The organism is Primorskyibacter aestuariivivens (assembly GCF_028023675.1).
Classification (GTDB): Bacteria; Pseudomonadota; Alphaproteobacteria; order Rhodobacterales; family Rhodobacteraceae; genus Marinovum; species Marinovum aestuariivivens.
Genome location: NZ_JAQIOZ010000014.1, coordinates 55141 through 80512, shown reverse-complemented (window position 1 = coordinate 80512; position 25372 = coordinate 55141). Strand labels below are relative to the sequence as shown.

Annotated in this window: 28 protein-coding genes; 14 read left to right on the top strand and 14 right to left on the bottom strand. The window is 59.6% G+C overall.

Annotated elements, in window-relative coordinates:
* Positions 1-106: 106 nt before the first annotated feature.
* On the top strand, positions 107-1288 hold the full coding sequence (gene rlmN / locus PGB28_RS14775; protein WP_271422289.1) for a 23S rRNA (adenine(2503)-C(2))-methyltransferase RlmN: 1182 nt from the start codon (positions 107-109) through the stop codon (positions 1286-1288).
* Between the two features lie 51 nt (positions 1289-1339).
* On the opposite strand, the gene PGB28_RS14770 is transcribed toward rlmN, so the two are convergent.
* Positions 1340-2212 carry a DMT family transporter gene (locus PGB28_RS14770; RefSeq protein WP_271422288.1) on the bottom strand — a complete coding sequence of 291 codons (873 nt, stop codon included), beginning with the start codon at positions 2210-2212 and terminating at the stop codon, positions 1340-1342.
* Positions 2213-2406: 194 nt separating this feature from the next.
* Between PGB28_RS14770 and PGB28_RS14765 the strand changes: the two genes are divergently transcribed.
* Positions 2407-2649 (top strand): EF-hand domain-containing protein, encoded by a 243-nt coding sequence (locus PGB28_RS14765; RefSeq protein ID WP_271422287.1) that lies wholly within the window; start codon positions 2407-2409, stop codon positions 2647-2649.
* 192 nt (positions 2650-2841) lie between these two features.
* Here the strand turns inward: PGB28_RS14765 and PGB28_RS14760 are convergent, their stop codons facing one another.
* The 4 genes from PGB28_RS14760 to PGB28_RS14745 all read right to left on the bottom strand — a co-directional run bounded on the left by PGB28_RS14760 (position 2842) and on the right by PGB28_RS14745 (position 5651).
* Positions 2842-3024: a PLD nuclease N-terminal domain-containing protein gene (locus PGB28_RS14760; RefSeq protein WP_271422286.1), complete on the bottom strand. Its 183-nt coding sequence runs from the start codon at positions 3022-3024 to the stop codon at positions 2842-2844.
* A 166-nt stretch (positions 3025-3190) separates the two neighbouring features.
* Positions 3191-4306 (bottom strand): site-specific DNA-methyltransferase, encoded by a 1116-nt coding sequence (locus PGB28_RS14755; protein WP_271422285.1) that lies wholly within the window; start codon positions 4304-4306, stop codon positions 3191-3193.
* A 100-nt stretch (positions 4307-4406) separates the two neighbouring features.
* Positions 4407-5027: a ribonuclease HII gene (locus PGB28_RS14750; RefSeq protein ID WP_271422284.1), complete on the bottom strand. Its 621-nt coding sequence runs from the start codon at positions 5025-5027 to the stop codon at positions 4407-4409.
* A 135-nt stretch (positions 5028-5162) separates the two neighbouring features.
* Positions 5163-5651, bottom strand: a complete 489-nt coding sequence (locus PGB28_RS14745) for a hypothetical protein (protein ID WP_271422283.1) — start codon at positions 5649-5651, stop codon at positions 5163-5165.
* 170 nt (positions 5652-5821) lie between these two features.
* Here PGB28_RS14745 and PGB28_RS14740 point away from each other — a divergent pair, with 170 nt between their 5' ends.
* The 5 genes from PGB28_RS14740 to PGB28_RS14720 all read left to right on the top strand — a co-directional run bounded on the left by PGB28_RS14740 (position 5822) and on the right by PGB28_RS14720 (position 9103).
* Positions 5822-6112 (top strand): hypothetical protein, encoded by a 291-nt coding sequence (locus PGB28_RS14740; RefSeq protein WP_271422282.1) that lies wholly within the window; start codon positions 5822-5824, stop codon positions 6110-6112.
* A complete protein-coding gene (locus tag PGB28_RS14735; RefSeq protein ID WP_271422281.1) occupies positions 6069-6788 on the top strand; it encodes a winged helix-turn-helix domain-containing protein in 720 nt (239 codons plus the stop codon). The genes PGB28_RS14740 and PGB28_RS14735 overlap by 44 nt, the downstream gene beginning before the upstream one ends.
* 62 nt (positions 6789-6850) lie before the next feature.
* Positions 6851-7000: a hypothetical protein gene (locus PGB28_RS21330; RefSeq protein ID WP_408636264.1), complete on the top strand. Its 150-nt coding sequence runs from the start codon at positions 6851-6853 to the stop codon at positions 6998-7000.
* An 80-nt stretch (positions 7001-7080) separates the two neighbouring features.
* Positions 7081-7845 (top strand): HAD-IIB family hydrolase, encoded by a 765-nt coding sequence (locus tag PGB28_RS14725; RefSeq protein WP_271422280.1) that lies wholly within the window; start codon positions 7081-7083, stop codon positions 7843-7845.
* A 22-nt stretch (positions 7846-7867) separates the two neighbouring features.
* A complete protein-coding gene (locus PGB28_RS14720) occupies positions 7868-9103 on the top strand; it encodes a glycosyltransferase family protein (RefSeq protein WP_271422279.1) in 1236 nt (411 codons plus the stop codon).
* On the opposite strand, the gene PGB28_RS14715 is transcribed toward PGB28_RS14720, so the two are convergent.
* The 5 genes from PGB28_RS14715 to PGB28_RS14695 form a co-directional block, all read right to left on the bottom strand.
* Positions 9081-10826: a sugar phosphorylase gene (locus PGB28_RS14715; protein ID WP_271422328.1), complete on the bottom strand. Its 1746-nt coding sequence runs from the start codon at positions 10824-10826 to the stop codon at positions 9081-9083. The genes PGB28_RS14720 and PGB28_RS14715 overlap by 23 nt on opposite strands.
* Positions 10827-11095: 269 nt before the next feature.
* The gene (gene nagA / locus PGB28_RS14710) at positions 11096-12244 is read right to left on the bottom strand and encodes an N-acetylglucosamine-6-phosphate deacetylase (RefSeq protein ID WP_271422278.1); all 1149 of its coding nucleotides are present in this window, start codon (positions 12242-12244) and stop codon (positions 11096-11098) included.
* Positions 12241-13269 (bottom strand): SIS domain-containing protein, encoded by a 1029-nt coding sequence (locus PGB28_RS14705; protein ID WP_271422277.1) that lies wholly within the window; start codon positions 13267-13269, stop codon positions 12241-12243. Before PGB28_RS14705 ends, nagA begins: the two co-directional genes overlap by 4 nt.
* Positions 13270-13289: 20 nt before the next feature.
* On the bottom strand, positions 13290-14039 hold the full coding sequence (locus PGB28_RS14700) for a GntR family transcriptional regulator (RefSeq protein ID WP_271422276.1): 750 nt from the start codon (positions 14037-14039) through the stop codon (positions 13290-13292).
* On the bottom strand, positions 14026-14886 hold the full coding sequence (locus PGB28_RS14695) for a BadF/BadG/BcrA/BcrD ATPase family protein (RefSeq protein WP_271422275.1): 861 nt from the start codon (positions 14884-14886) through the stop codon (positions 14026-14028). The genes PGB28_RS14700 and PGB28_RS14695 overlap by 14 nt, the downstream gene beginning before the upstream one ends.
* A gap of 184 nt (positions 14887-15070) precedes the next feature.
* Between PGB28_RS14695 and PGB28_RS14690 the strand changes: the two genes are divergently transcribed.
* The 7 genes from PGB28_RS14690 to PGB28_RS14660 all read left to right on the top strand — a co-directional run bounded on the left by PGB28_RS14690 (position 15071) and on the right by PGB28_RS14660 (position 21800).
* A complete protein-coding gene (locus PGB28_RS14690; RefSeq protein ID WP_271422274.1) occupies positions 15071-15958 on the top strand; it encodes an N-acetylmuramic acid 6-phosphate etherase in 888 nt (295 codons plus the stop codon).
* 26 nt (positions 15959-15984) lie between these two features.
* Positions 15985-17238, top strand: coding sequence for an ABC transporter substrate-binding protein (locus tag PGB28_RS14685; RefSeq protein WP_271422273.1), 1254 nt, complete (start codon positions 15985-15987; stop codon positions 17236-17238).
* A 68-nt stretch (positions 17239-17306) separates the two neighbouring features.
* A complete protein-coding gene (locus tag PGB28_RS14680; RefSeq protein WP_271422272.1) occupies positions 17307-18221 on the top strand; it encodes a carbohydrate ABC transporter permease in 915 nt (304 codons plus the stop codon).
* Positions 18222-18231: 10 nt separating this feature from the next.
* Positions 18232-19071, top strand: coding sequence for a carbohydrate ABC transporter permease (locus PGB28_RS14675; protein ID WP_271422271.1), 840 nt, complete (start codon positions 18232-18234; stop codon positions 19069-19071).
* Positions 19068-20102 (top strand): Gfo/Idh/MocA family protein, encoded by a 1035-nt coding sequence (locus PGB28_RS14670; RefSeq protein WP_271422270.1) that lies wholly within the window; start codon positions 19068-19070, stop codon positions 20100-20102. Before PGB28_RS14675 ends, PGB28_RS14670 begins: the two co-directional genes overlap by 4 nt.
* Entirely contained in the window at positions 20099-21094 is a 996-nt protein-coding gene (locus PGB28_RS14665; protein ID WP_271422269.1) for an ABC transporter ATP-binding protein, read from the top strand. Before PGB28_RS14670 ends, PGB28_RS14665 begins: the two co-directional genes overlap by 4 nt.
* A gap of 196 nt (positions 21095-21290) precedes the next feature.
* Positions 21291-21800, top strand: a complete 510-nt coding sequence (locus tag PGB28_RS14660; RefSeq protein WP_271422268.1) for an AEC family transporter — start codon at positions 21291-21293, stop codon at positions 21798-21800.
* A 161-nt stretch (positions 21801-21961) separates the two neighbouring features.
* On the opposite strand, the gene PGB28_RS14655 is transcribed toward PGB28_RS14660, so the two are convergent.
* From PGB28_RS14655 to PGB28_RS14640, 4 genes are read right to left on the bottom strand one after another with little or no spacing between them, the layout of a single operon-like run.
* Entirely contained in the window at positions 21962-23170 is a 1209-nt protein-coding gene (locus PGB28_RS14655) for a benzoate/H(+) symporter BenE family transporter (protein ID WP_271422267.1), read from the bottom strand.
* Positions 23163-23786, bottom strand: coding sequence for a 3-oxoacid CoA-transferase subunit B (locus PGB28_RS14650; protein WP_271422266.1), 624 nt, complete (start codon positions 23784-23786; stop codon positions 23163-23165). Before PGB28_RS14650 ends, PGB28_RS14655 begins: the two co-directional genes overlap by 8 nt.
* Complete coding sequence (locus PGB28_RS14645) at positions 23786-24514, bottom strand: CoA transferase subunit A (protein ID WP_271422265.1); 729 nt, start codon at positions 24512-24514, stop codon at positions 23786-23788. Before PGB28_RS14645 ends, PGB28_RS14650 begins: the two co-directional genes overlap by 1 nt.
* Positions 24511-25371, bottom strand: coding sequence for a BKACE family enzyme (locus PGB28_RS14640; RefSeq protein ID WP_271422264.1), 861 nt, complete (start codon positions 25369-25371; stop codon positions 24511-24513). Before PGB28_RS14640 ends, PGB28_RS14645 begins: the two co-directional genes overlap by 4 nt.
* Position 25372 lies beyond the last annotated feature (1 nt).

Below are 25372 nucleotides of genomic sequence, written 5' to 3'. Positions count from 1 at the left end.
CAATCGCAAAAGTGCGCGGCGCATGCTTTTGCCGCGCGTCGGAAATCTTTTGATTCCGCGCCCGAATCCTATATGTGAGACACTTCTTTCGCCGATGGAGCCCGACATGAGCGCGCCGATCACCCAGGATGTCCTGACCATTCCCCGCAAATTGCCGGAAACGGGCAAGCTGAACCTTGTCGGCCTGACCCGCGACGCGTTGCGCGATGTGCTGATCGAAGCGGGCACGCCAGAGAAACAGGCCAAGATGCGGGTGAACCAGATCTGGCAGTGGATATATCAATGGGGCGTGCGTGATTTTTCGTCGATGACCAATCTCGCAAAACCCTATCGTGCCATGCTGGAAGAAAAATTCAGCATCGAGATCCCCGAGATCGTGTCCAGGAATGTCAGCGCCGATGGCACGCGCAAATACCTGGTCCGCATCGCCGGTGGGCATGAGGTCGAGGTGGTGTATATCCCCGAAACCGATCGCGGCACGCTGTGCATCTCGTCCCAGGTGGGTTGCACGCTGACCTGTTCCTTCTGCCATACCGGCACGCAAAAGCTGGTGCGCAACCTGACTGCCGGGGAGATCATCGGTCAGGTCATGCTGGCGCGGGACGATCTGGGCGAATGGCCGGAACCGGGGCAAGGCACGGGCGAAAACGGCCCCCGCCTGTTGTCAAATATCGTGCTGATGGGCATGGGCGAGCCGCTTTACAATTTCGACAACGTGCGCGACGCGATGAAGATCGCCATGGATGGCGAAGGGATTTCCCTGTCGCGCCGCCGCATCACGCTCTCCACGAGCGGCGTGGTGCCGGAGATCGCCAAGACCGCCGAGGAAATCGGCTGCCTTCTGGCCGTCAGCTTCCACGCGACCACCGACGAGGTGCGCAACAAGCTGGTGCCGATCAACAAGCGCTGGAATATCGAGGAGCTCTTGGGCGCGCTGCGCGACTATCCGCGCCTGTCCAATTCCGAGCGCATCACCTTTGAATACGTCATGCTCAAGGATGTGAATGACAGCGACGAAGACGCGCGCCGTCTGGTGAAGCTGATCCGGGGTATCCCGGCCAAGATCAACCTGATCCCGTTCAATGAATGGCCCGGCTCGCCCTATGAGCGGTCCGATTGGGAGCGGATCGAACGCTTTGCCGATATCGTGCACAAGGCGGGCTACGCCTCGCCCATCCGCACGCCGCGGGGCGAGGATATCATGGCGGCCTGCGGGCAGTTGAAGTCTGCGACAGAGCGCGCACGCAAATCCCGCAAGGATATCGAGGCTGAAGCAGGGCTGGGCTGATCCGAAATCTTCAAAAGATTTCGTTCCGATTTCATCGAATGAAATCGGGTGCTATGCGGCGCGCTGCTTGGACAGTTGCACCGCGAGGATCCCGCCCGCGATGATGGCAACGCCGACGATGTCCAGCGGCCCCAGCTTTTCCCCCAGAACCACGGCCGCAATCGCCACGCCCAGAAACGGGTTGAGGAAGTGGAAGGTCGCGGCCTTGACCGCGCCGATCCGGCCAACAAGGTTGAACCAAAGGATTGTCGCCAAAAGCCCCGGCACCAGCGTCGTATAGGCAAAGGCCAGCACAAGCGGCGTGGACAGCGTGATCGTGAACGGCCATTCCAGCAGGAACGAGGCCACGGCCAGCACCGCCGCCCCCACCAGCATCTGCAACCCCACCACCATCAGCAGGTTGCCGCCCGAGGACGCCCCCCGGACCGACAGGGTCGCCACGGTCAGCGCCATCACCCCCAAAACGCAGAGCACCACGCCAAAGGCATCCACCCCGCCCGAGAATCGCGCGCCCATGATCAGCGCGACACCAACGATCCCGGCCAACAGCCCGGCAATCGCCAGCGGTTGCAGTTTCTCACGCAGGATCAGCCAACCGGTCAACGCCACCAGAAGCGGCATGGTCGAGGCGATGATCGAGGCAAGCGAGGCCTCGACCGTCTGCATGGCGACGAAATTGAGGCCAAGATACAGCGCGTTCTGGCAGATGCCGAAAATCACGATGGCGCGCCATTGGCCTCGGGTAAAGCGCAGTTTCTGGCCCAACATCGCGGCAATCACGATGCCCAGCAGCCCGGAAATCAGAAAGCGGATCGCCAGCGCGCCCATGGGAGGCGCTTCGGCCACGATGATACGGGCCGAGGTAAAGGCCGAAGACCACATGACCGCAAAGGCCAGCCCCATGAGTATTGCGCGCATATCCATGCGCCAGCCCTAACGCGGTTTGAAACGGGCCGGAACTGCAAAATTGCGCTGCGCGGGTGGAATCTGAAGCTCAGATCCGGAGCAAAATATTTTCATCACGCGGCATTGGCTCTCTTGAAAGCGGCTCTGTCGCATCCGATCTCGCAATTGGACGAGGGGGCTGTCCCTTCGTCATTTTTCAATGGAGAAGACACATGCGTCGTGTAGCAGTTGGTTCCATCGTGGCCGCTCTGTTCGCGGCACCGGTTTTCGCGTCGGTTGCCCTTTTGGACACCGATGGCGACAGCTTGGTTTCGTTCGAGGAAATGTCGGCAGTCTATGAAGACTTTACCGAAGAGGATTTCGCAGAAATCGATACCAGCGGGGACGGTTTGGTTGACGAAACCGAGCTCGCCGCAGCGATCGAAGCCGAAATGATCGAGGCACCCGGCGAATAACGCCCGGGCGCTGCATCGCGCCAACACGCGTCATGCGGGTCGGAACGCGTATGCAGATACGGTCCGGACAAGCGGACCAATTAAAACGAGGCCCGGCGGCGCGTCCGGCGGGCATTTCCGAAAACCGACAGATGGCATTCGGCAAAAGACAGGCCCGGTTCAACGACCCTTCGGTACGCGCCATGCCACTTTTTATCGCGCGGCGCGCGGCCCCATAAAGAACCACAGGATAAAGCCGAGAAGGGGCAGGATAATCACGATCAGTGCCCATATCACCTTGCGCCCCGTTTCCGCGCTTGACCCAAGGATCGAGATAAGGGCCCATACATCGAGGACAAGGATGATGAGCCCGCCAATACCAGAAACTTCCAACATGTTAACGTCCCTATGTGTTCTTTGTTGAAGGACAGCATGTAGCGTACTGAAGCCGGGCTTCAACCGGAGGATGCGCAACAAAAAAAGCCCCGCCAGACAAGGCGGGGCCAGTAGGTGCCTGCGCGAGGGCGCGCGGCACCGGCGGTGTGTCGCTTTTCTTTGAAACTCAGTTCGGGCGGTTGCCCATCTCGGCCCGTATCTGCTGCCGGAAAACGTCGATGGGCACGGTCTTGCCCTCACGCCTGATATGCCAATAGGTCCAGCCGTTGCAGCTTGGCGCGCCTTCAAGCGCCGCGCCGACCTGATGGATCGAGCCTTTGACATCACCACCGACCAGCGTGCCATCGGCGCGCACCTTGGCCTTGTGGCGCATATTGACGGAATAGAGCTCTTCACCCGGGCGCAGCATGCCGCGTTCGACCACCTGGCCAAAAGGCACGCGCGGCGCGGCGCGTTTGCTTTGCGTGACTTCCAGCGCGGCCTTGTCGAATTTGCGCACCTTGGACAGCCGTTTCTCGGCCACCTTGCGATAGGCTTCCTCGCGCTCGATCCCGATGAATTCGCGGCCCAGCATCTTGGCCACGGCGCCGGTCGTGCCAGTGCCAAAGAACGGGTCCAGTACCACATCACCGGGATTGGTCGACCCGACCAGCACGCGATGCAGCAGCGATTCAGGCTTTTGCGTGGGGTGTGCCTTCTCGCCAGCCTCGTTCTTGAGCCGTTCATGGCCATTGCAGATCGGCAGAACCCAATCCGAGCGCATCTGGATGCCTTCGTTGAGCGATTTCAGCGCCTCGTAATTGAAGGTGTACTTCGCGCCCTCGGATTTCGACGCCCAGATCATCGTCTCATGCGCATTGGTAAACCGCTTGCCGCGGAAATTCGGCATCGGGTTGGACTTGCGCCAGACCACATCATTCAGGATCCAGAACCCCGCATTCTGCATCGCGGCCCCGACCCGGAAGATGTTGTGATAAGAGCCGATCACCCAGATCGCCCCGTTGGGCTTGAGCAACCGGCGCGCCGCTTTGAGCCAGTCTTGGGTAAACCTGTCATATGCTGCAAAACTTGCGAATTGGTCCCAATGATCGTCAACCGCGTCCACCTTGGAATTGTCCGGGCGATGCAGATCGCCTTTCAATTGCAGGTTATAGGGCGGGTCCGCGAAAATCAGGTCCACCGACTCCTCCGGCAGGCTGTTCATCATGTCGATACAGTCGCCATCCAGAATCGTATTGAGGGGGAGCGTTTTCACGCTCTTCGCTTTGGTCATCGTCGTCATTCTCTGCCTCTATCCCCGGCGCTTTTGCGCTCTGTGGTTAATGACAAAGATGAGTCAAAGCTGATTCGCGGTCAAATTCTTTTTTGAATCAATACCTTAGTTATTTCTCTTGATACAAGATATTGTGGACGGGTTTAAAGGAACGTCTATGGTGTGGGGTCACCCCAAGATTTATCAACGCCTCTCTGTGGCTTTTCGTGGGATATCCGGCGTTGCGTTCCCAGCCATAGCCGGGGAAGTGTTGCGCCAAATCCCGCATGACATAATCTCGCCTGATTTTGGCCACAATTGAGGCCGCTGCAATCGACACCGAACGGCCATCCCCCTTGATCACCGGCTCGGCGGAAAGAGTGATCCCGCGCGGGATCAGGTTCCCATCGATCAACAGGTGATCCGGCGGCTCAGACAGGTTTTCGATGGCGCGGATCATCGCAATGTGACTGGCGCGCAGAATGTTGTGTTCGTCGATCTCTGCAACGCTGGCCTCGCCAATGCCGACATCCGCCGTTGCCATGATCTGTTCCAGCAAAGCGTCGCGGCGCTTTTCCGAAAGCTTTTTGGAATCGTTGATACCCTCCGGGATGTTCAACGGATCGAGAACGACAGCCGCCGCCATGACTGGCCCGGCCAGCGGACCGCGACCGACCTCATCCACCCCGGCGATGCGGGTTGCCCCGGCCTCGCGGGCGGCCTGTTCCAGTGAATCATCCGGTTGCGTCATGTTCCCGACCTGCCCTGCCGACCCGGCAGGCGCAACAGAAATCGGGGCGCTCCATCCGGAACGCCCCGTTTCGGTGCGGACGGCAGGGGCATGAACGCCCGCACCTCTGCTCACCCTGATACCAGCAGGGATCTCTTAGTAATGGCGGCGCCCACCCTCGACGCGGTAGCCGTAATGGCGCAGGCAGCGCGGCTTATAGCCCACACGGGTCACGCGATGCCCATGGCGCCAAGTCTTGACCCGGATCTTGCAGTCTTGCGGCAGCCAGTCGGCGTGGCGGTAGTTCCGTTGCAGGCAGCGCTTGCCGAACATGCGCACATCGCCACGGCGGGTCTCGATCCGGCGCAGGCAGTAGCGCGGCAGAACCTTGGAAATCTTGCGCTTCTTTTTCTTGTATTTCTTGTACCCGTAGCCATGCCCATACCCGTGGGCATACTTGTCGTCCTTGTCCTTGATAACGACCTGGGCTTTGCCATTTTCCAGCGCCGATCCGATGATCAGGAGCGTCCCCGCCCCCAGGAGAAATTTCTTGAGATTGTCGTCACCGGCAGCCGCCGGGGTTGCCGAGATGCTGGTGACGGCCAGAGATGCGGCCAGGATTGTAGCAATGAATTTGCGTGACATGACTTTTCCTTTCTTTTCCGGTTGACCCGAACAGGTGCCGGATCAGCGATGGGAAAAGATTGGGCTGCACCCGCTCAGACAGGCAATAACGCCCCGTTGTTATCCGATAACACGGGGGCCAGCCGCCTGATGTTATTGAAAAACATCGCACGAACGGTCACGTTGGTGTCATGAAACGCTTTCTCGCATATCTGGCGCTAGCCGCCATGTTGGTCACCACCCCGGCCATGGCCAGCGCCGCCTGTTTTGCCGACTACAAGGCAAGCAAAGACAATCCCCTGCGCCTGCATTATGGTGTGGCCCAGATCAGCGGCAGTTGCAGCACACGCAACGCCTGGGCCCAGCTAGAGACCCGGCTTGCCGCGCAGGGCTGGACCTTGCGGCGGGTGCTGTCGGTCTTTGACGAAAGGGGTCTGGATGAGAGGAAGCGCAGTGCAGGAAGCTACTACCTCCGCTACTGAAGCGCGCCGGTCGGGCGCGCGGGTCGTCGCCTTTGGCATGGCGGCCATTGTCGGGATCCTGCTGGTCGCGGCAGGGTTGCTGTTCATCAACCTGCCCGATGCCGATGCTTTCAATCAGAAGGTTCTGAATATCTTCGTCGAGGCGGACATCCCTGAAGGGTTGAGTGAAATCAAGCTTCTGGAAATCCTGGCCCAGTCGGGCACGGCCTTTGCCGATGTGCTGGCCTCTTACCGCGTGGTGATCTTCGTGCTGCTGGTTTTTGCCACCGCGCTCCTGATCGCATCTTTGGTGTTTCTGATCATGCTGATCACGCTCAACCGCCGCATGGCGCAGATAGAGCAATCGGGCATTCAGGTCTCCTCGCTGCTGATCAGCCGCGATGAGAAAACGGTCTACCTGAACAACATGGATTTCAAACTGACCGATGCGGCCATGGAAACGCTCTGCATTCTGGCCGAGGCGCGCATGGATGACGATGTGCTGACCGGCGCGCAGATCGAGGCGATGATCTCGGGCAAATCCGAAGCCGACTGCGAAGAAGCCGCCGGCGCCACAAGAATCAAGCGCCTGCGCGACGGATTGGGCAATCAGCTGGTCAGCGCACTTTTAGTGAAAAACATCGCCCGGCGGGGCTATATGCTGTCCGTGGGCAAGGATGTGATCCGCGTGGTGTGAACGCGGCAGATGCTTATGCGCGCATTTCAGTTTGTGTCTTTGAAAAAGAATGGTGCCCTGTCATGAGCGATCATTTCTGGCTGACTGACCAGCAGATGGCCACTCTCGCCCCTTTATCCGCGAAGTCACATAGCGAGCACCAGGTTGATGGAAGGATGTGCCGCATGAATGTGTTTTCTGATCGGCGTAAAATTGATCGCTCAGCGCATTAATTGAGCATCAAGACAGATGTCAGACCGGGCTATGACCTTGGCGATGGGGATAGGGCAGCCTTTTTGCTAAACTTTTGTGCATGACCCGCGGCCTGCCTCTGCTCGTTTTTTCAGATCTCGATGGAACGCTCCTGGATCACCAAAGCTATAGCTGGCGCGCTGCGCGCCCGGGGCTCGACCGTCTGAAAGAGCTGGGTGCAGGGCTGGTGCTGGCCAGCAGCAAGACGGCTGCCGAGATGGTCGGGTTGAGGCGGAACCTCGGCTTGGAACATTTTCCGGCGATTGTAGAAAATGGTGCTGGCCTGCTCTGGCCCGGTCAGCCGGGTCCTGCCGACGCGGGAGACTACCCGCGCATTCGCAAGATCGTGACGCAATTGCCGCCCGGTTTCATCGGTTTCGCAGATATGAGCAACCGGGAAGTTGCCGACATAACCGGGCTCAGCCTAGGGGCATCACGGAATGCCCGAGACCGGCGCTTCAGCGAACCGGGCGTCTGGACCGGAACGCCAGAGGCGCTGCGCGCGTTCCTGGATGCAGCCGCGCGGCATGGCCTGCACGCTCGGCAAGGGGGGCGGTTTCTGACCTTATCTTTTGGTAAAACCAAAGCGGACGCCATGGCGGAAATCACAAAACAGCTGAACCCGGTGCGGACGATCGCGCTGGGCGATGCGCCGAATGATCTGGAAATGATCCTGGCAGCTGATACCGGGGTCATCATCGCCAACCGGCACGGCGCCCCCTTCCCCGCTTTGCGCCCGGAAGACGAACACCGGATCATGCGAACAATACTGGAAGGCCCCAAGGGGTGGTCAGAGGCAATTCTGACCCTCACAGCGGAGCCATGACACAATGCAAGCGGAGCCCTGAATGACAGATTTTCACCAAAACGGTAACATCACGACGCTCCACAACCTGAGAAGTCGCCCTCCCGCGCAGCTCGTGCACGAAATCGCGGTTTATGCCGAAACGCGCAAGGTCACCCTCATCCTGCCCTGTCTTTGCTCGGAACTGGAGGGACCGGCCTTACCCGCTATTTTGGCGGAGCTGGCACAGGTCTCATATCTGCACCGTGTCATCATCGGGCTTGATCAGGCCGATGAGGCGCAATTCCGGCACGCGCGGTCGTTCTTTTCCACCTTGCCCCAACAGCATGTGGTGATCTGGAATGACAGCCCGCGCCTGCAACAGATGCACCAAAGGCTGCAACATCTCGACCTTGCGCCGCAGGAACCGGGCAAGGGCAAGAATGTCTGGTCCTGCATCGGGTATCTTCTGGCCTGTGCGGACAGTTCAGTCATGGCCATCCATGACTGTGATATCGTGACTTACAAGCGCGAGATGCTGGATCGGATGGTATACCCGGTGGTCAACCCGACCTTTCCATATCAGTTGGCCAAAGGGTTTTACCCGCGCATTGGCAACGGAAAACTCAATGGCCGCGTGACACGGCTTCTGGTCAGCCCTTTGCTCATCGCCCTGAAAAAGGTGATCGGCGACCGGGATTATATCGATTACCTGCGCAGCTTCAGATACCCGCTCTCGGGAGAATTTGCCATCCGGACCGCCCCGCTGCCGGACCTGCGCATCCCGTCCGACTGGGGGTTGGAAATCGGGGTTCTGTCCGAGGCCTGGCGTAACATGGCACCGAAATCCGTGTGTCAGGTCGAGATCGCGGACAATTACGACCACAAGCATCAGGACCTGTCGCCCGAGGACACCAACAAGGGGCTGAGCCGCATGTCCACCGATATTTGCAAGGCGATTTTCCGCAAGCTCGCCGCTGACGGCACCGTGTTTACGCCCAACACCTTCCGCACGCTCAAAGCGACCTACTATCGCTCGGCGCTGGACTTGCTGGAAGGGTATTACACAGATGCGAAGATGAACGGGTTGGAGCTGGACCGCCACAAGGAAGAGAAAGCCATAGAGCTCTTTGCCGAAAACATCATCCGCGCCGGGCAGGTGTTCCTCGACAATCCGCACGAAACACCCTTTATCCCGACATGGAACCGCGTCCACGCGGCGGATGCGCAGTTCCTGTCAGACCTGAGCCGCGCGGTCGATCAGGACCAGGCGGAATTCACCGCCGCTGAACATTCGTGATCCATCGGCATTGATAGGGGGCCAGCACGAATTCCGATGCGTTCGCACCAAAAGTTTCCCCGGTCAGAGCATCCTTCCAGGCTTCGTCAGCGATCAGGTTGATTTCGGTCGGGCTGATCCTGACCTCCTCCGGCGACACATTGTGCAGGGCAAAGATGGACTGGCTTCTGTCCAGACTTTGCCGCCATATTCCGAACACCCGATCATCAAGCCGTAGAGTGAACTGCGTGGCATTCGGATGAAAGGCAGGTTGGCGCGCACGTATGCGCAGACGCCGCGACATCTCGGACAGCACCCGAGACTGATCTGATCCGGGATCGGCCAGTCGCGACAGCAGGTCAGGATAATGCCAGCGGTGCCGGTTGATCGCACGGTTCATTCCGCGCCGTTCGACTGCCTCGTGATCGTTTGGCGTCGCGAGGAAGGAGTGGATGTAGAAAGCCGGGATACCTTCGAGCGACATTACGATCGTCTGCGAGCAGATGAACCGCGCAAGCTGGTAGTGATCCTCGCCCGCAAAGGTGCCGCGCATTGCCTCGAAATAGCTGCAGTTAAGTTCATACGGCTCTTCGCCGCCATTCGGCAGGGCGCGCATCGACACCAGCCCGCCCAACCCACGCACCGTGTCGATCATCCGCGCCTTTTCCTCGGGGGGCAATACACCTTCGGCCGGTCGCATACCGATCCCGTCATGGCTTGCCGTGAAGTTCAGATAGGCGCATCCCAGTTGTGCCGGGGGCATCGCCGCCTGCCATTCGCGCAGGTAGCGCGCGGTTCCGGACTGCATCGCATGCAGGATCAGCGGTGGCAGCGTGAAGTTATAAACCGCATGCGCTTCGTCGCGGTTGCCAAAATAGCTGAGGTTTTCGCTGCGCGGCACATTCGTTTCCGTCAGCAGCACCACTGTTTCCGTGGCGTAGTCACACATTAATCTCAAAAGCTGAACGATGGCATGGGTCTGGGGAAGGTGAATGCAGCTTGTGCCGATTTCCTTCCAGACAAAGGCCACCGCATCCAGCCGCAGGATGCGCACGCCCTTGTCGATATGCAGCCGTATGATGCGCAGCATTTCGATCAGCACCTCCGGGTTGCGGAAATCCAGATCGACCTGATCATGGCTGAACGTGCACCAGACGTGTCGCTCTCCCTCGCTGGTCGTGACTTGGCGGAGCAAGGGGGTCGTTCTCGGACGCACAACGGGGGCGAGGTCATCCTCGGGCGAGGCCTCGAAAAAGAACCTGTCATGAGGGGCTTTGCCCTGCAGGTAATTGCTGAACCACGCCCCCTGGCTGGAGACATGGTTGAGCACAAGGTCCGACATCAGGTGGAAGTCACCGGCAATACGCGTGATATCGGACCAGTCGCCTAGCTGCGTGCTGACGCTGTAATAATCCGACACGGCAAACCCGTCATCCGAAGTGAATGGAAAGAAGGGCAGGATGTGAACGCCGTTTACCACGCCTCGCAGGTGGCGGATCAGAAAATCATGCAACACATCAAGCGGCTTGTGCGTCTGATCCTCGACAGAATTGCCATAGGTGATCAGGACGCTGTCCTTTTCCGACCAAAGACCATTGCCCGGTTTGCGGCCGATTTTGCGCGCGTGACTGTGCGGCGGCCAGAACGCCTCGGTTATCCGTTCAGCCAGATCCGACTGGTCGTGGTCCGGATATATTTGTATCAACAAATCATGCAGTCGCCTGGAAAAGCCTTGTTTCATCATCTCTTGCATATTGGGTGCGTTCGGATCGTCGTCATTCATGGTTCGGCAGGTCTGCCGGTCTGTCAAACATGACGCGCGGTATGACTGCCGAGGAAAGGGGATCGTGGACAACCTGCCTAAATCTTGACCGTCGCATTGCTTTGGACATGACGTAACTGGATGTGGCCTCGTCCGCCTGAATGAAGCCGTGCTTCATCGGGACTCGCCAGAAGCACGGCGTGATCCGTGATGGCAACTGTATTTCTCAGGCGGCCTGAGAAATACAATTACTAGCCGCTCAAAGCCAGATTTGAGACCGTTTTCAAGTCCGCCGACAAGCGGATCATGTCCGATTGCATGCCGCGCCCGGACTCGAAAGAGGGCAAGGAAAGACCGACCAATGCTGCCGGAACACTGGTTGCCGCCTGCAACGCCGTCTCGACCGGGACGCCCACTTTTTCGACCATAATGCGTACCGCTGTTGTCAGATCAAGATCGGCGCCTGCCAGTGTTCCGTCCGACAAGGTCAAGATACCGTTGCTTCGGCGTATGCGTCGCCCGCCCAGTTCAAACTGGGTACAATCGGTTCCGGCGACGGCCATAGCATCGCTCACAAGGAAAATGCGCCCCGGGCCCGCCTTTGCTGCCCAAGCCGCACGCATGGTTTCGGGATGTACGTGCACCGCGTCTGCGATGAGACCGCAGGACACATGTCCATCGGCGAGCACGGCTCCGACAAGCCCCGGCTCCCGGTTGCCCAACTGGCTCATCGCGTTGAAGAGATGCGTGGCACAGCGCGCACCGGCGGCGAAATATCGTCGGCATCTGTCGTACCCGGCATCAGTGTGGCCAAGCGATACCAGAACGCCGGCGTCTGAGAGAACACGCACCTGCTCTTCCGCCACATTTTCAGGGGCAATCGTGACCTTAAGGACGGGCAGAGCCTCGGCGGCGGTCAGCAACGCATCCAGATCGTCCCGGTCCATCGGGCGGATGAGCGCGGGATCATGCGCTCCTTTGCGCTCAACCGACAGATGGGGTCCTTCAAGATGCAGGCCCGCGATACCGGGCACATCGGCTTTGATGGCTTCCGTGGCGGCTGCAATGGCTGCGCGCGTCTTGTCTCTTGTGTCGGTGATCAGTGTTGGCAAGAGCGCCCTGACGCCCAGCTTTCGATGTGCAGACGCGATACGTCGTAGCGTTTCGACAGACGGATCGTCGTTGAACATCACGCCATCACCGCCATTGACCTGCAAATCCACATAGCCCGGGCTGACAATATCGCCGCCAAGGTCAATGATCTCGCCGTCCCGGGTGACATCTTCGTCTGGACCGATTGCGTCGAGGTGCCCGGCTGCGAATCGCAGCGCAAGCCCGTCCCGAAGCCGCGTCCCATCAAAGACGCGCCCGTTACGAAAGATTTGCGCAACCTCTGTCATACGGTTTCGGTCACTTTGTTAAGGTGACGTGGTGCGTCAGGGTTGATGCCACGGGCGACAGCAACCGCTTCGACCATACCATAGAAAGACACAATGGCCGCGATCGGATCGGTGAGCCAGTGCCCGGTCGGAACATGCGGAAGCGGCGTAGCCTGTGTCACGGTCTCGCTCGTGGCGAAGACCCGTGCGCCTTTCTCGGCCAGCGCGTCTGCGGTCTCAGCAACGCTCGCCCCGCCGGCGTCGCCTGCGGCGAAGGCGATGACCGGAAACCCCTGTCCGACAATGGACACGGGGCCATGCAAAACTTCGGCCGAGGAATAGCTTTCGGCATGAATGAGACAAGTCTCCTTGAATTTCAAAGCAGCTTCGTTCGAGATCGCCCAAGACGGCCCCCGACCCAATGTAAAGAGCGAAGATCCGTCTATTGCCGCGGCTGCTGCGGACCAATCGCACCGCGTGGCCCGGTCCAGGTGACCGGGCAAAGCGCGAATGGCCTTTATCAGCTCATCATCCCCCTTGATCTCGGCAATCAGCCAGAGACCGGCCACCAGAGATGTTACAAAGGTTTTGGTCGCCGCGACGCTAAGTTCGGGACCGGCGTGAATGGCCAAAGTGGTGTCTGCGGCCTGCGCCAGCCGCGATTGATCATTATTGGTTATGGCCACCGTGATTGCGCCGCCAGCGCGCAGGCTTTCGGTCATGCGCACAATGTCCGGGCTCTGGCCCGATTGCGACACCGACAGGCAGACTGCCCCCGCTGCGTCGAGATCCACGTCATAGATCGATTTGACCGACGGTCCAACAGACGCCATGGGCCGACGCAGGATAAGCTCGCTGGCATATTTCAGGAAGGAACAGGCGTGATCGGACGATCCGCGTGCGACAGAGATCAGATAACGCGGATTGGCTGCGCGCGCCTTTTCGGCTGCTGCGGATATGGCACCGTTTCCTTGCGAAAGGAGCCGGTCGACGGCATCGGAAATCTCAAGGATTTCGGCACGCATCTGAGTGGATTTCATGGACATTTCAGTTTGCCTTTCTGTTTTCAGAGGCGCAATTCAGCGACGAAATCATAAGCGTCGCCGCGATAGAGAGAGCGGGTGAGTTCTGCAACCCGGCCACTGTGCAGATAGGAAACACGCTCGATGCTCAGGCCCGCAGCGCCTTCGACAACTCCAAGAAGGTCAGCTTCGCGGGGCTCCAGGTTGATAGCAGAAATTCTCTGCACCGCCCGAACGGGACGCATTCCCAGCCGGTCAAGAACCTCGTAGAGCGACGTCTGAACCTCCAGCGGATTGGGCAGGATGTCGAGCGGGAGCGAAGCCCGTTCCAGCGCCATGGGACGACCACCGGCTTCGCGCAGGCGGTAAATCCGGGCGACCTCTTCGCCCTCGCTCAGCCCCAGCACCTCCGCTTCCCTTTCGGTCGGAATGAACACGCCCCGTTCCAGCCATTTCGACGTCGTATCCATGCCGCGTCGGGACATGTCTTCGGTAAAGGATGTGAGATGCGACAGCGACTGTTCCATCTTGGCGACTGGCTCGAGGATGAATGTCCCGGATCCCTGGCGTTGTTCCACAAGCCCGTCGCGGACCAGTTCCTGGATCGCCTTGCGCACGGTGACACGAGACAGGTCGGTGATCTCGGCCAGCTCACGCTCGGGCGGCAGCGAGGAATTCGGAGGCAGTATGCCGGAGGCTATGCCGTCTTCAAGCCGCCGCCGCAACTGGACATAGCGCGGGCCACTGCTCTCAGAGAGCCAGCCATTCTGCCGGAGAAAATCAACTGCGTTCATTGGCAAGCTCCTGTGCAAACTCCAGGGCTAGCGCGATTGCGCCATCAATCGGTTCGCCAATCCGGTCCGCCACGCTCGAGCGCAACACTTCGGACAGAAAGCTGCGAAAGTGCGGGCCAATGCCACCCGTTAGACAAACCGCCAGACCGGGGTGCCAGCCGAGGCAATCCAGGGCATGGGTAATCTTGTCCGCCCCCTCGCGCATGATGTGACAAGAGATGGCGTCGCCTTGTGCCGCATGGTGGGTTACCAGAGGCGCAATGGCGCCGAACTCAGGCGGGCGGGCTTTGCCGGCAAAGCGGATGATACCGTCAGCGCCGTCGAATTTGGCCAACAGTTGCATTGTCAGAGGCGACGCGTCCCGCCGGCCGTCAGTCGCCTCAAGTGTCAACTGAAGAGCGGTCCGGCCAACCCACTGAGCCGAGGCTTCATCACCCAGAACAGGGCCCCAACCACCGGCAAGGCGAATCGCGCCGCCAATCTGAGCGGCATAAAACGAACCCGTTCCGCAATGAGCGACAACCCCGTCGTGCGGACCAAGCGCACCGCGAACCGCGGCGACCCTGTCGTCGGCAATGCGGACATGTTGAAAAGGCAACTCGGCACGCAAGCGATCGGCAACGGCCTCGCCCGTCACCCCGGCCAGCCCCACGAAAGCGGGCACTTTCACCAAGGCGCCTACCGGACAGGATATGCGCGCGGCAAGCTGCTCCAGACCGCGGGTGACTTCATGAATTGCAGCGTTGAAATCCGTCGAGGCATTTGCCGACCCCGTTTCAACGGAGACAGTTTCACCCCCCACGCGCGCAGCCACCCTGCAACGTGTTCCGCCGCCGTCGACCGCCAAAGCGCGTATGTTTGTCACTCTGCTCATAAAGATACCAATACATAACCTATCAGCCAAAAGAAAGACCCAAAAGGAACCATCGCCTCAAAATATCGCGGAATTACTGCGAAAATCGCGAATTTTAAAAAGTCTTGGACAAAAGGTATTATAAAGGTATTATATCTGGGAGGGGTGGAGGAATCACATGACCGGGACACAAACCGAAGCACTGCACGATATGGCATTTGGCCTCGACCAGCGCGCGCCGGATGATATCGCGGCGATTTTGGCGCAAGGTCAGATCGCGGCCGCTGCCTCGGTGGCGCCCGTGACGTCGGATATTGCCAGCGGCGCATCGGCCATGGCGGACACGATCCGGAATGGTGGCATCCTGCACTATGTTGCGGCCGGTTCGTCGGGATTGATGGCGGCTGCGGACGCACAGGAGCTGGGCGGCACATTTTCGATCCCGCCTGAACAGCTGCGCATTCACATGGCCGGAGGACTACCCACTGGCGTCGAGATGCCGGGCGACACCGAAGACGGCACTGACGGCCTGCGAGAGGCGCTGGACGGGCTGCAACCACGGGACACGCTCATCGCGGTTTCGGCCAGCGGCACGACGCCCTTCACGCTTGCGGCGGCGCGGATCGCCAAGGCGGCAGGAACGCGCGTGGTGGCAATTGCCAACAACGCCGGGTCCGCGCTGTTGGACATTGCCGATTATCCCGTGTGCCTTTCAACGCCCCCCGAGGTTCTTTCGGGATCGACGCGGATGGGGGCCGGGACTGCGCAAAAGATCGCGCTCAACATGCTTTCGTCTCTCATGGCTGTCAGGCTGGGACATGTCCATGACGGCATGATGGTCAATCTGCGCGCCGACAATATCAAGCTACGTGCCCGGGCATTATCCATTGTGGCCCGAATTGCGGACGTGACGCATGACGCCGCCGCTGAGGCGCTCAACGCCGCGCAGGGGGACGTCAAGCCCGCGGTCCTGATCGCCTCCAAGGGAATTTCGCCCGAAAGGGCCAACACGATTCTTCGGGAAACCGAAGGAAACCTTCGCGCCGCTCTGGCGCGGCAAATCTGACAATGCATTCAACTGGGAGGTCCAACATGACACGCAACACACTGACACTTGCGCTTGCCACAACGGCGCTGGTGGCGACAGGCGCTTATGCGCAAGATGCCACGCTGACGATTGAAAGCTGGCGCAATGACGATCTGAAACTCTGGCAAGAACAGATCATCCCGGCTTTTGAGGCCAAGCATCCGGGCATCAAGGTCAACTTCACCCCCTCTGCCCCGGCCGAGTACAACGCCGTGCTGAATTCCAAGCTGGATGCGGGCTCTGCGGGTGACCTGATCACCTGCCGCCCGTTCGACGCCTCGCTCGCGCTTTATGATGCCGGGCACCTGGCCGATCTGAGCGATCTGGACGCCATGTCGAATTTCTCGGATGTGGCGAAATCCGCCTGGCAGACCGATGACAGTTCCGCCACCTTCTGTGTCCCGATGGCCTCGGTGATTCACGGCTTTATCTACAACAAGGACGCTTTTGCTGAACTTGGCGTCGACGTACCGACCACCGAAGACGAGTTCTTTGCCGTGCTCGACGCCTTCAAGGAAGACGGCAGCTATATCCCGATGGCCATGGGCACGAATGACCAGTGGGAAGCGGCCACGATGGGCTACAACAATATCGGCCCGAACTACTGGAAAGGTGAAGAGGGTCGGCTTGCCCTGATTGCCGGCGAGCAGAAGCTCACCGATGAGGCCTGGGTCGCGCCTTATGCGACACTGGCGCGTTGGGGGGCCTATCTGGGCGACGGGTACGAGGCGCAGACCTATCCCGACAGCCAGAACATCTTTACCCTTGGGCGCGCCGCGATCTATCCCGCCGGATCCTGGGAAGTGTCGGGTTTCAACAGTCTGGCCGATTTCGAGATGGGTGCCTTCAAACCGCCGGTCAAGAATGCCGGGGACACCTGCTATATCTCGGACCACACCGATATCGGCATCGGCATGAACGCAGCCACCGATAATCCCGAGGCGGCCAAGACCTTCCTCGCCTGGGTGGCAAGCCCGGAATTTGCGGAAATCTTCGCAAACGCCTTGCCTGGCTTCTTCCCGCTGTCGTCGACACCGGTCGAGATCGCCGATCCGTTGGCAGCGGAAATCGTTGGATGGCGCGCGGAATGCGAAAGCACGATCCGCTCAACATACCAGATCCTGTCGCGCGGCACGCCCAACCTCGAAAACGAGACCTGGGGCGCGTCGGTCGCCGCGATCAAAGGCACCGCCACGCCAGAGGAACTCGGCGCGAGGCTCCAGGAGGGCCTGGCCAACTGGTACGCACCGCAGCAGTAAACTTCCGTTGCTGCACTTTGTCCCGGGCGGCCACAAGCGCCCGGGACCCCCTTGCCGGAGATTGACCCATGACCAAAGCCCGCATCCGCTGGCATATCCTCGTGTTTCTTGCGCCAGCCGTCATCATCTATACCGCTGTGATGATATTCCCGCTTTTCAACACGTTGCGGCTCGCTCTGTACGCCAAGATAGATCAGGAACGGGTCTTTGTCGGGCTGGAGAATTTCCGCACGCTGTTCTTTGACCCGATCTGGTCAGAGCAATTCTGGAACGCGCTGGGAAACAATTTCTGGTTCTTCCTGATCCACATGCTGGTCCAAAACCCCATTGGGATCGCGCTGGCCGCGCTGCTCAGCCATCCGCGCCTGCGCTTTGCCGCGCTCTACCGCTCGGCCATTTTCATCCCCACCATCCTGTCCTTCGTGATCGTGGGCTTTGCCTGGAAACTCATCCTGTCGCCGATCTGGGGCATCGCGCCCTCCATGCTGGACGCGGTCGGGCTGAAATCGCTTTATGCCCCTTGGCTCGGCAAGGAGGAGTATGCCCTGACCACGCTGGCTCTGGTGTCGGTCTGGCAATTCGTGGGCATCCCGATGATGCTGATCTATGCCGCGCTTCTGACCATCCCTGAAGAAATCCTGGAAGCGGGCGAAGTCGACGGGATCACCGGAATGGCGGCGTTCTGGAAGATCAAGCTGCCACTGATCCTGCCCTCGATCGGGATCATCTCGATCCTGACTTTTGTGGGCAACTTCAACGCGTTCGACCTGATCTATGCAGCACAGGGCGCGCTGGCAGGTCCGGATTTCTCGACCGATATTCTGGGCACCTTCATGTATCGCACCTTCTTTGGCTTCCAGCTTCAGCTTGGCGATCCGCATATGGGGTCGGCGATCGCAGGTGCCATGTTCGCGATCATCCTTGTCGGTGTCTGCATCTATCTCTTTGGCATCCAGACCCGGATGCGCCGTTACCAGCTGTGAGGACGAGATCATGAACAAGGCACGTTCCAACCCGTTCAACACCGTGGCGATGCACGGGGCGCTCATTCTCTACACGCTGATTGCGCTCTTCCCGGTCTTCGTCATCCTGATCAACAGCTTCAAGGAGCGCCGCTCGATCTTTCGCGAACCGCTGGCGCTGCCTGATGCGGACAGTTTCTCGACCATCGGCTACGAGACGGTGATGCAGCAGGGGGATTTCTTCCTCTATTTCCAGAACTCCATGATCGTCACCGTGGCGTCGCTCTTCTTTGTGCTGCTGTTTGGCGCGATGGCGGCCTATGCGCTGAGCGAGTACCGGTTCCGGGGCAATATGATCATGGGGCTTTACCTTGCTCTTGGGATCATGATTCCGATCCGCATCGGCACGGTCGCGATCCTTGAGATGATGGTGGCCACTGGGCTGGTGAACTCGCTTTGGGCGCTGATCCTGGTCTACACCGCGCAAGGCTTGCCGCTGGCAGTATTCATCCTGTCCGAATTCATGCGACAGGTGTCAGACGACCTGAAAAATGCCGGGCGCATTGACGGGCTGAGCGAATACACGATCTTCTTTCGTCTGGTCCTGCCGCTGGTCCGGCCCGCGATGGCGACGGTTGCCGTGTTCAACATGATCCCGATCTGGAACGATCTGTGGTTCCCGCTGATCCTTGCTCCTGCCGAGGAGACAAAGACGCTGACGCTTGGCAGCCAAGTCTTCATCGGCCAGTTCGTGACCGACTGGAATGCGGTTCTGTCGGCGCTGTCCATGGCGATCCTGCCGGTGCTGGTGCTCTATGTGATCTTCTCGCGCCAGCTGATCCGCGGCATTACCTCGGGAGCCGTGAAATGACCCGTGTTCTGATTGCAGGTCTGGGCAATATGGGGCGCAGCCATGCGTTGGCCCACCATGCCCATCCGGATGCCGAGATTGTCGGGGTGGTCAATCGCAGTGGCGTGCTGGATGACCCCGATCTTGGCGGCTACCCGGTGTTCAGCGGCTTTGCCGAGGCACTGACCGCGACCAAACCCGATCTCGTGGTTATCGCCACCTATACCGACACCCATGCCGATTACGCGGTGGCGGCGATGCAGGCGGGCGCGCATGTGTTTGTCGAGAAACCGCTCGCGCTGACCGTGGCCGAGGCGCAAAGGGTGGTGGACGCGGCCAAATCCACCGGGCGCAAGCTGGTTGTGGGCTATATCCTGCGCCATCACCCCAGCTGGATGCGGCTGATTGACGAGGCACGCACCTTGGGCGGGCCATACGTTTTCCGGCTCAACCTCAATCAACAGTCTAGCGGCGCGGATTGGGAAAAGCACAAAGCGTTGATGCAGACCACATCGCCCATCGTGGATTGCGGGGTGCATTACGTCGATGTCATGTGTCAGATCACCGATGCGCCGCCGGTTCGGGTGCATGGCATGGGCCTGCGGCTTTCGGAAGAGATTGCCGAAGATATGTATAATTACGGCCAGTTTCAGGTGATCTTCGCCGATGGATCGGTCGGCTGGTACGAGGCCGGCTGGGGCCCGATGATGTCGGAGACCGCGTTTTTCGTGAAAGACATCGTGTCGCCCAACGGCTCGGTTTCAATCACCGACGCCAACAAGGGCGCCTCGTCCGACATCGAAGGGCACACAAAGGTGGGCGGCCTGCTGCTGCACCGCCCCGGCGACGATCGGCTGATCGACCTTCCCGACGAGCCCGGACATCAGGCGCTCTGCGATGCGGAGCAGGCCTTCATGCTCCGCGCAATTGCCGAAGATATCGACCTGTCCCGCCACATGAATGACGCTGTCGCGTCGCTCGCAATCTGTCTGGCCGCCGATGAAAGCATCCGCACTGGCCAATCCATTTCGCTTGAGGAGACCCTGAAATGACTGCTCTGTCCCTGCAAAACGTCAACAAGTCATTTGGCGAAGTCCATGTGCTGAAGGATATCAACATGGAGGTCGAGGAAGGCGAGTTTGTGGTCTTCGTCGGGCCGTCAGGATGCGGAAAGTCAACGCTGCTGCGGGTGATCGCGGGGCTGGAGGATGCCAGTTCCGGCGAGATCCGGATCGGAGGCGAAGTCGTTAACCTGACGCCCCCTTCCAAGCGCGGGATCGCGATGGTGTTTCAAAGCTATGCGCTCTACCCGCATCTGAACGTACGCGGCAACATGACCCTGGCACTCAAACAGGAAGGGCAGTCGAAGGCGCTGATCGAGGAACGGGTGCAGGAGGCATCGCGGATGCTGAACCTCGAACCCTATCTGGACCGGTTCCCGTCCGAGCTTTCCGGTGGCCAGCGTCAGCGGGTCGCCATCGCCCGCGCCATCGTGCGCGAGCCGAAACTGTTCCTTTTCGACGAACCTCTCAGCAATCTCGACGCGGCACTGCGAATGAATACCCGGATCGAGATTGCGAACCTGCACCGACAGCTTGGTGCCTCGATGATCTATGTGACCCACGACCAGACCGAAGCCATGACGCTGGCCGACAAGATCGTCGTGCTGCGCGATGGCCGGGTCGAGCAGATCGGCAGCCCGATGGAGCTGTATAACAACCCGGCAAACCAGTTTGTGGCGGGGTTCCTCGGCTCACCGTCGATGAATTTCTTTCCCGCGCAACTGCTTCAGGAAGGTGACGATCGCACGATGGGCGTCCGACCGGAGGACCTGTTTCTTGACGACAGTGGCGCGCTTGCCGCACGGGTCAGCCATGTCGAGAAACTGGGCGGCGACACCAATGTCATTGCGCAGGTGAACGATCATCAGATCACCGCACGCCTGTTCGGGCAACACGCGGTAGAGCCGGGTCAGGATCTGCGGCTCGGATTCAAGCCGCAAAATGCCTATCATTTCAATCGCGAGGGCATGCGCGTCGATTGAACAAACCATGGCTCGGACTGCGGCGTCAGGCGCAAGGTCCCGGAGGAGCAGATTAAATCAGCGCACGACACCAGCCCGTGCACCTGATCTAAAGGCGGAAACTCTGACAACGGCCGAGGGCGCGTTGGGTAGCATATCACCGGATCGCACGGAGGAGGCTTTTGCCCGGGTCGTCTTTGCCGAGGTTGCGCTCATCATGCCTTTTGTGACGGCGCTTGCCTTGCTGGCCGAAGAGCGACCCGAAGGAAACGCGTTTTCGACAGCGATCAAAGCGCTCTCCCGCAACCCTGTTGTGCTCGGTCTTCTCGCAGGATTTGCCTTTCTCGCAACGGGCCTGTCGCTTCCCGCGTGGGGCGACAAGATTGTTTCCTCGATTGCATCGGCAGCGCCGTTTGTAGCGTTGTTTGTTATTGGCGGCGGTATTCTCCAATTCCGCATGTCCCGAAGCGGTCCTCACGTTCTGGCGGTAACCACGACAAAGCTCCTGCTGCATCCACTGGTTGTCGGAATTGGGTTTTGGATGGTCTTCGGATGGGATGATCCAGTGGCGCAAGATTCCGTTCTGTTCGCCTTCATGCCGCTATTCTTGTCCTTTGTCGTCTTGTGCGGGTGCCACAACGTAAAAGGGGTCGGTGCCTCAGCCATCGTGATGTCGACTCTGTTTGGCGCGGTTATTGTCCCAATCGTTTTGGGGTATCTGTCCTGAAGACGCGCGAGCGCTTGCCTTTTGGCAGCTCTAAAAGCCAGTGCTGACGTCAAACCTGCGATTTGGTTGGGGGCCTTGCCGTCGCAGATCATGATGGTGCCTTGGCAGGGAGTCCGTTCGTCTCTCCTTCACCAGCCGTCATTTGATGAATGTGTGAATTCTCAGGTGTTTGTGCCGCCCGAAATTATCGCCGCGGACCTGCCCAGAAAGTGAACGGCGATCCCAATCACCACGCCCCAAAACGCCGAACCGATCCCGGACAGGGTCACGCCGGATGCCGTGAACAGGAACGTGAGCAGCCCGGCCTGAGCATCGTCAGACGCCAGCATCGCACCGGTGAATTTCAGGATAGGTTGTAAGAGCGCGAGACCAGCCAGCAGGGCAATAAGGGCAGTCGGCAAAAGCACCAGGACTTCAACGATGGTCCCGGCGAAAACGCCGCCAAGGCAGAAGAAAACGCCACAGGCGATGCCGGCGACATAACGGCGGTCGCGGTCTTCATGGCTATCTGATCCCGCACAGAAGGCTGCGGTGATCGAGGCCAGCGCGGTTGTGATGCCACCCAATAGCGCGGCCAGGACAGAGACAAGGCCGCCAACAATGAGGATCGGATTTGCCGAAACCTGAAAGCCATTTGCCCTTAGGATCGCCATCCCCGGAAGGTATTGTCCACTCAGTGTTGTGATGAGCAAAGGCAATGCCAAGCTCAGCATGGCCCCCATTGAAAAGACCGGTCCGCTGACTTCGAGGGACGCGAAAGCCACGCCCACGGTTCCAACCGATGCATCGTAGAAGACGGCGCTGATCAACAGTGCCGAGGCCAGCAGGACAAGCATGGAAAAACGGGGAAAGACCATCGCGCAGACGGCGAAGACGACGATCAGCAGCGCAATTGCGGCAGGATCGGTTGCCAATCCTCCGGCGGCCTTCAGGCCGAACCCGAAAAGGATGCCAGCCATCATCCCATTGGTCACCGAAGGCGGCAAGAGTTGTACAAGGCGTTCGAATACGCCGGAGACGCCGATGAGGACCAGAACCCCTGCCACAGCGACATAGGCACCGACCATCTCGGCGGGTGACAAGGACGTTCCGAGAGAAATCAGAAGGACCGTGCCGGGGGCCGACCATGCCATCGCGACCGGAACACGGAACCACAGGCTGAGCCCGATGCTCGACAGGCCAGCTGCCACGGAAATTGCGAAGACCCAGGACGAGAATCCCTCCTTCGAGATCCCCATCGCTTCAGCAGCGCTCAGATAGATCAGGAGAGGACCTGCATAGGACACAAGGACAGCCAGAAAACCGGCTCCGATTGCGGAGCCGGAAACGTCATTCAGGCGCAGTCCTTGATGTCCGGCCGCGTCAGACAATTGTTGCCTCGGTCGCCGTGATTATATCGTCGCGGGTGACACCGTCGGCGCATTCGACGATGTGCAGCCCCTTATGGGTCACGTCCAGCACGCCAAGGTTCGTGATGATGCGATCGACCACGCCTTTGCCGGTCAACGGCAGGGTACATTCTTTCAGAACCTTGCTGTCGCCGTGCTTGTTTGTGTGATCCATGACGACAACGACACGGCCGACACCTGCGACAAGATCCATCGCACCGCCCATGCCCTTGACCAGCTTGCCGGGGATCATCCAGTTGGCGAGATCCCCCTTCTCGGATACTTCCATCGCGCCAAGGACGGCCGCGGCGATCTTGCCGCCGCGGATCATTCCGAAGGACGTGGCGCTGTCGAAATAGCTGGTGCGCGCAAGCTCCGTGATCGTCTGCTTGCCCGCATTGATCAGGTCGGGGTCCTCTTCGCCCACATAGGGGAACGGGCCCATTCCGAGCATGCCGTTTTCGGACTGCAGGGTGATGTCCTTGTCGCCCACGTAATTGGCGACGAGCGTCGGGATGCCGATCCCGAGGTTCACATACATGCCATCTTCGAGTTCCTGTGCGGCACGTGCCGCCATCTGGTTGCGATCCCAGGGCATTATGCTTCCTCCCGCTTGCGTGTTGCCCCTTCGGGGCGCGGTCGCGTTGTGCGCTGTTCGATGCGTTTCTCGTGCTGACCCTGGATCAGACGGTGCACGTAGATCCCCGGCAAATGGATATGATCCGGGTCGATGGAGCCGCGCGGCACAATCTCCTCGACCTCTGCCACGCAGACCTTGCCGCACATGGCGGCGGGCGGATTGAAGTTGCGCGCGGTCTTCCGGAAAATCAGGTTGCCAGTGTCGTCGGCTTTCCACGCTTTGACGATGGAAAGGTCGGCAAAAATGCCCTCTTCGAGAATGTAGTCCTTGCCCCCGAACTGCTTGACCTCCTTAGTTTCGGCAATCTGGGTGCCGACACCGGTCTGGGTGTAAAATCCGGGGATGCCTGCCCCGCCAGCGCGCATGCGCTCGGCGAGCGTGCCTTGGGGGTTGAATTCCAGCTCCAGTTCTCCGCTCAGATACTGGCGCATGAACTCGGCATTCTCGCCCACGTAGGACGACATCATCTTCTTGATCTGGCGAGTGGCCAAGAGCTTGCCAAGACCGAAGTCATCGACGCCCGCATTGTTCGAAGCGACGGTCAGGTCCTTCACGCCGCTTGCCACAATGGCGTCGATCAGAAGCTCCGGAATACCACAGAGGCCAAAGCCCCCGGCGGCGACCAACATCCCGTCATGCAGGAGGCCATCCAGGGCCTCCGCGGCTGTTTTGTATACCTTGTTCATGCTGCGCGTCCTTTCGAGGCATTCTCGGGAAGCCGCAGCCCAAGAATGCTGCGCGCTTCTTGCCAGCTCGCCACTGGGCGATCGTTCCTCTCACAGATCTCAACAGCCCGGCGCACCAAGGCTGCGTTGCTCGGAGCGAGCGTGTCGCGATCAAGTCGAACGTTGTCTTCCAGACCGGTGCGGGCATGACCGCCCGCGGCGATGGCCCATTCGTTCAGTTTGAGCTGGTTGGCACCAATGCCCGCGGCGCACCATGGGGCGTCGTCCCCGAAGAGGCGTTTCACGGTTTGGATGTAGTAGTCGAACACATCCCGATCGACCGGCATCGCGTTTTTCACGCCCATCACGAATTGGATGTACGGCGTGCCCACAAGCTGACCTTTGCCGGCCATGTCCTTGGCTTTCAGGATGTGGCTCAGGTCGAAGGCTTCGATCTCCGGTTTGACATCGTAGGCCAGCATTTCGCTGGCCAGCCAGTCCACCAGATCAGGCGGGTTTTCATAAACACGTGTGGGGAAGTTGTTCGATCCGACGGACAGGGAGGCCATGTCGGGCACAAGCGGCAGCATCCCGCCGCGCGTCTGTCCTGCACCCGAGCGCCCTCCGGTCGAGAACTGGATGATCATGCCGGGGCAGTGTTTCTCGATCCCCTCTTTCAGCGCGGCGAACTTTTCCGGATCGGAAGACTGGGTTTCGTCATGGTTGCGCACATGGGCATGAACAATGGTGGCCCCGGCTTCAAAGGCCTCCTGGGTTGATTCCACCTGTTCAGCAACAGTGATCGGAACAGCAGGGTTGTTGGCTTTTGTGGGCAGACTGCCCGTGATCGCCACACAGATTATGCAGGGAGTGGTCATG

Bases quoted from the DNA above. Each gene is read 5' to 3' on its own strand.
- PGB28_RS14690 (WP_271422274.1), top strand. From the start codon at position 15,071: ATGACCGGGACACAAACCGAAGCACTGCACGATATGGCATTTGGCCTC.
- PGB28_RS14680 (WP_271422272.1), top strand. From the start codon at position 17,307: ATGACCAAAGCCCGCATCCGCTGGCATATCCTCGTGTTTCTTGCGCCA.
- PGB28_RS14755 (WP_271422285.1), bottom strand. From the start codon at position 4,306: ATGACGACGATGACCAAAGCGAAGAGCGTGAAAACGCTCCCCCTCAAT.
- PGB28_RS14735 (WP_271422281.1), top strand. From the start codon at position 6,069: ATGAGAGGAAGCGCAGTGCAGGAAGCTACTACCTCCGCTACTGAAGCG.
- PGB28_RS14715 (WP_271422328.1), bottom strand. From the start codon at position 10,826: ATGATGAAACAAGGCTTTTCCAGGCGACTGCATGATTTGTTGATACAA.
- PGB28_RS14770 (WP_271422288.1), bottom strand. From the start codon at position 2,212: ATGGATATGCGCGCAATACTCATGGGGCTGGCCTTTGCGGTCATGTGG.
- PGB28_RS14725 (WP_271422280.1), top strand. From the start codon at position 7,081: ATGACCCGCGGCCTGCCTCTGCTCGTTTTTTCAGATCTCGATGGAACG.
- PGB28_RS14720 (WP_271422279.1), top strand. From the start codon at position 7,868: ATGACAGATTTTCACCAAAACGGTAACATCACGACGCTCCACAACCTG.
- PGB28_RS14650 (WP_271422266.1), bottom strand. From the start codon at position 23,786: ATGCCCTGGGATCGCAACCAGATGGCGGCACGTGCCGCACAGGAACTC.
- PGB28_RS14670 (WP_271422270.1), top strand. From the start codon at position 19,068: ATGACCCGTGTTCTGATTGCAGGTCTGGGCAATATGGGGCGCAGCCAT.
- nagA (WP_271422278.1), bottom strand. From the start codon at position 12,244: ATGACAGAGGTTGCGCAAATCTTTCGTAACGGGCGCGTCTTTGATGGG.
- PGB28_RS14640 (WP_271422264.1), bottom strand. From the start codon at position 25,371: ATGACCACTCCCTGCATAATCTGTGTGGCGATCACGGGCAGTCTGCCC.
- PGB28_RS14665 (WP_271422269.1), top strand. From the start codon at position 20,099: ATGACTGCTCTGTCCCTGCAAAACGTCAACAAGTCATTTGGCGAAGTC.
- PGB28_RS14745 (WP_271422283.1), bottom strand. From the start codon at position 5,651: ATGTCACGCAAATTCATTGCTACAATCCTGGCCGCATCTCTGGCCGTC.
- PGB28_RS14645 (WP_271422265.1), bottom strand. From the start codon at position 24,514: ATGAACAAGGTATACAAAACAGCCGCGGAGGCCCTGGATGGCCTCCTG.
- PGB28_RS14740 (WP_271422282.1), top strand. From the start codon at position 5,822: ATGAAACGCTTTCTCGCATATCTGGCGCTAGCCGCCATGTTGGTCACC.
- PGB28_RS14750 (WP_271422284.1), bottom strand. From the start codon at position 5,027: ATGACGCAACCGGATGATTCACTGGAACAGGCCGCCCGCGAGGCCGGG.
- PGB28_RS14685 (WP_271422273.1), top strand. From the start codon at position 15,985: ATGACACGCAACACACTGACACTTGCGCTTGCCACAACGGCGCTGGTG.
- PGB28_RS14660 (WP_271422268.1), top strand. From the start codon at position 21,291: ATGCCTTTTGTGACGGCGCTTGCCTTGCTGGCCGAAGAGCGACCCGAA.
- rlmN (WP_271422289.1), top strand. From the start codon at position 107: ATGAGCGCGCCGATCACCCAGGATGTCCTGACCATTCCCCGCAAATTG.
- PGB28_RS14700 (WP_271422276.1), bottom strand. From the start codon at position 14,039: ATGAACGCAGTTGATTTTCTCCGGCAGAATGGCTGGCTCTCTGAGAGC.
- PGB28_RS14765 (WP_271422287.1), top strand. From the start codon at position 2,407: ATGCGTCGTGTAGCAGTTGGTTCCATCGTGGCCGCTCTGTTCGCGGCA.
- PGB28_RS21330 (WP_408636264.1), top strand. From the start codon at position 6,851: ATGAGCGATCATTTCTGGCTGACTGACCAGCAGATGGCCACTCTCGCC.
- PGB28_RS14760 (WP_271422286.1), bottom strand. From the start codon at position 3,024: ATGTTGGAAGTTTCTGGTATTGGCGGGCTCATCATCCTTGTCCTCGAT.
- PGB28_RS14705 (WP_271422277.1), bottom strand. From the start codon at position 13,269: ATGTCCATGAAATCCACTCAGATGCGTGCCGAAATCCTTGAGATTTCC.
- PGB28_RS14675 (WP_271422271.1), top strand. From the start codon at position 18,232: ATGAACAAGGCACGTTCCAACCCGTTCAACACCGTGGCGATGCACGGG.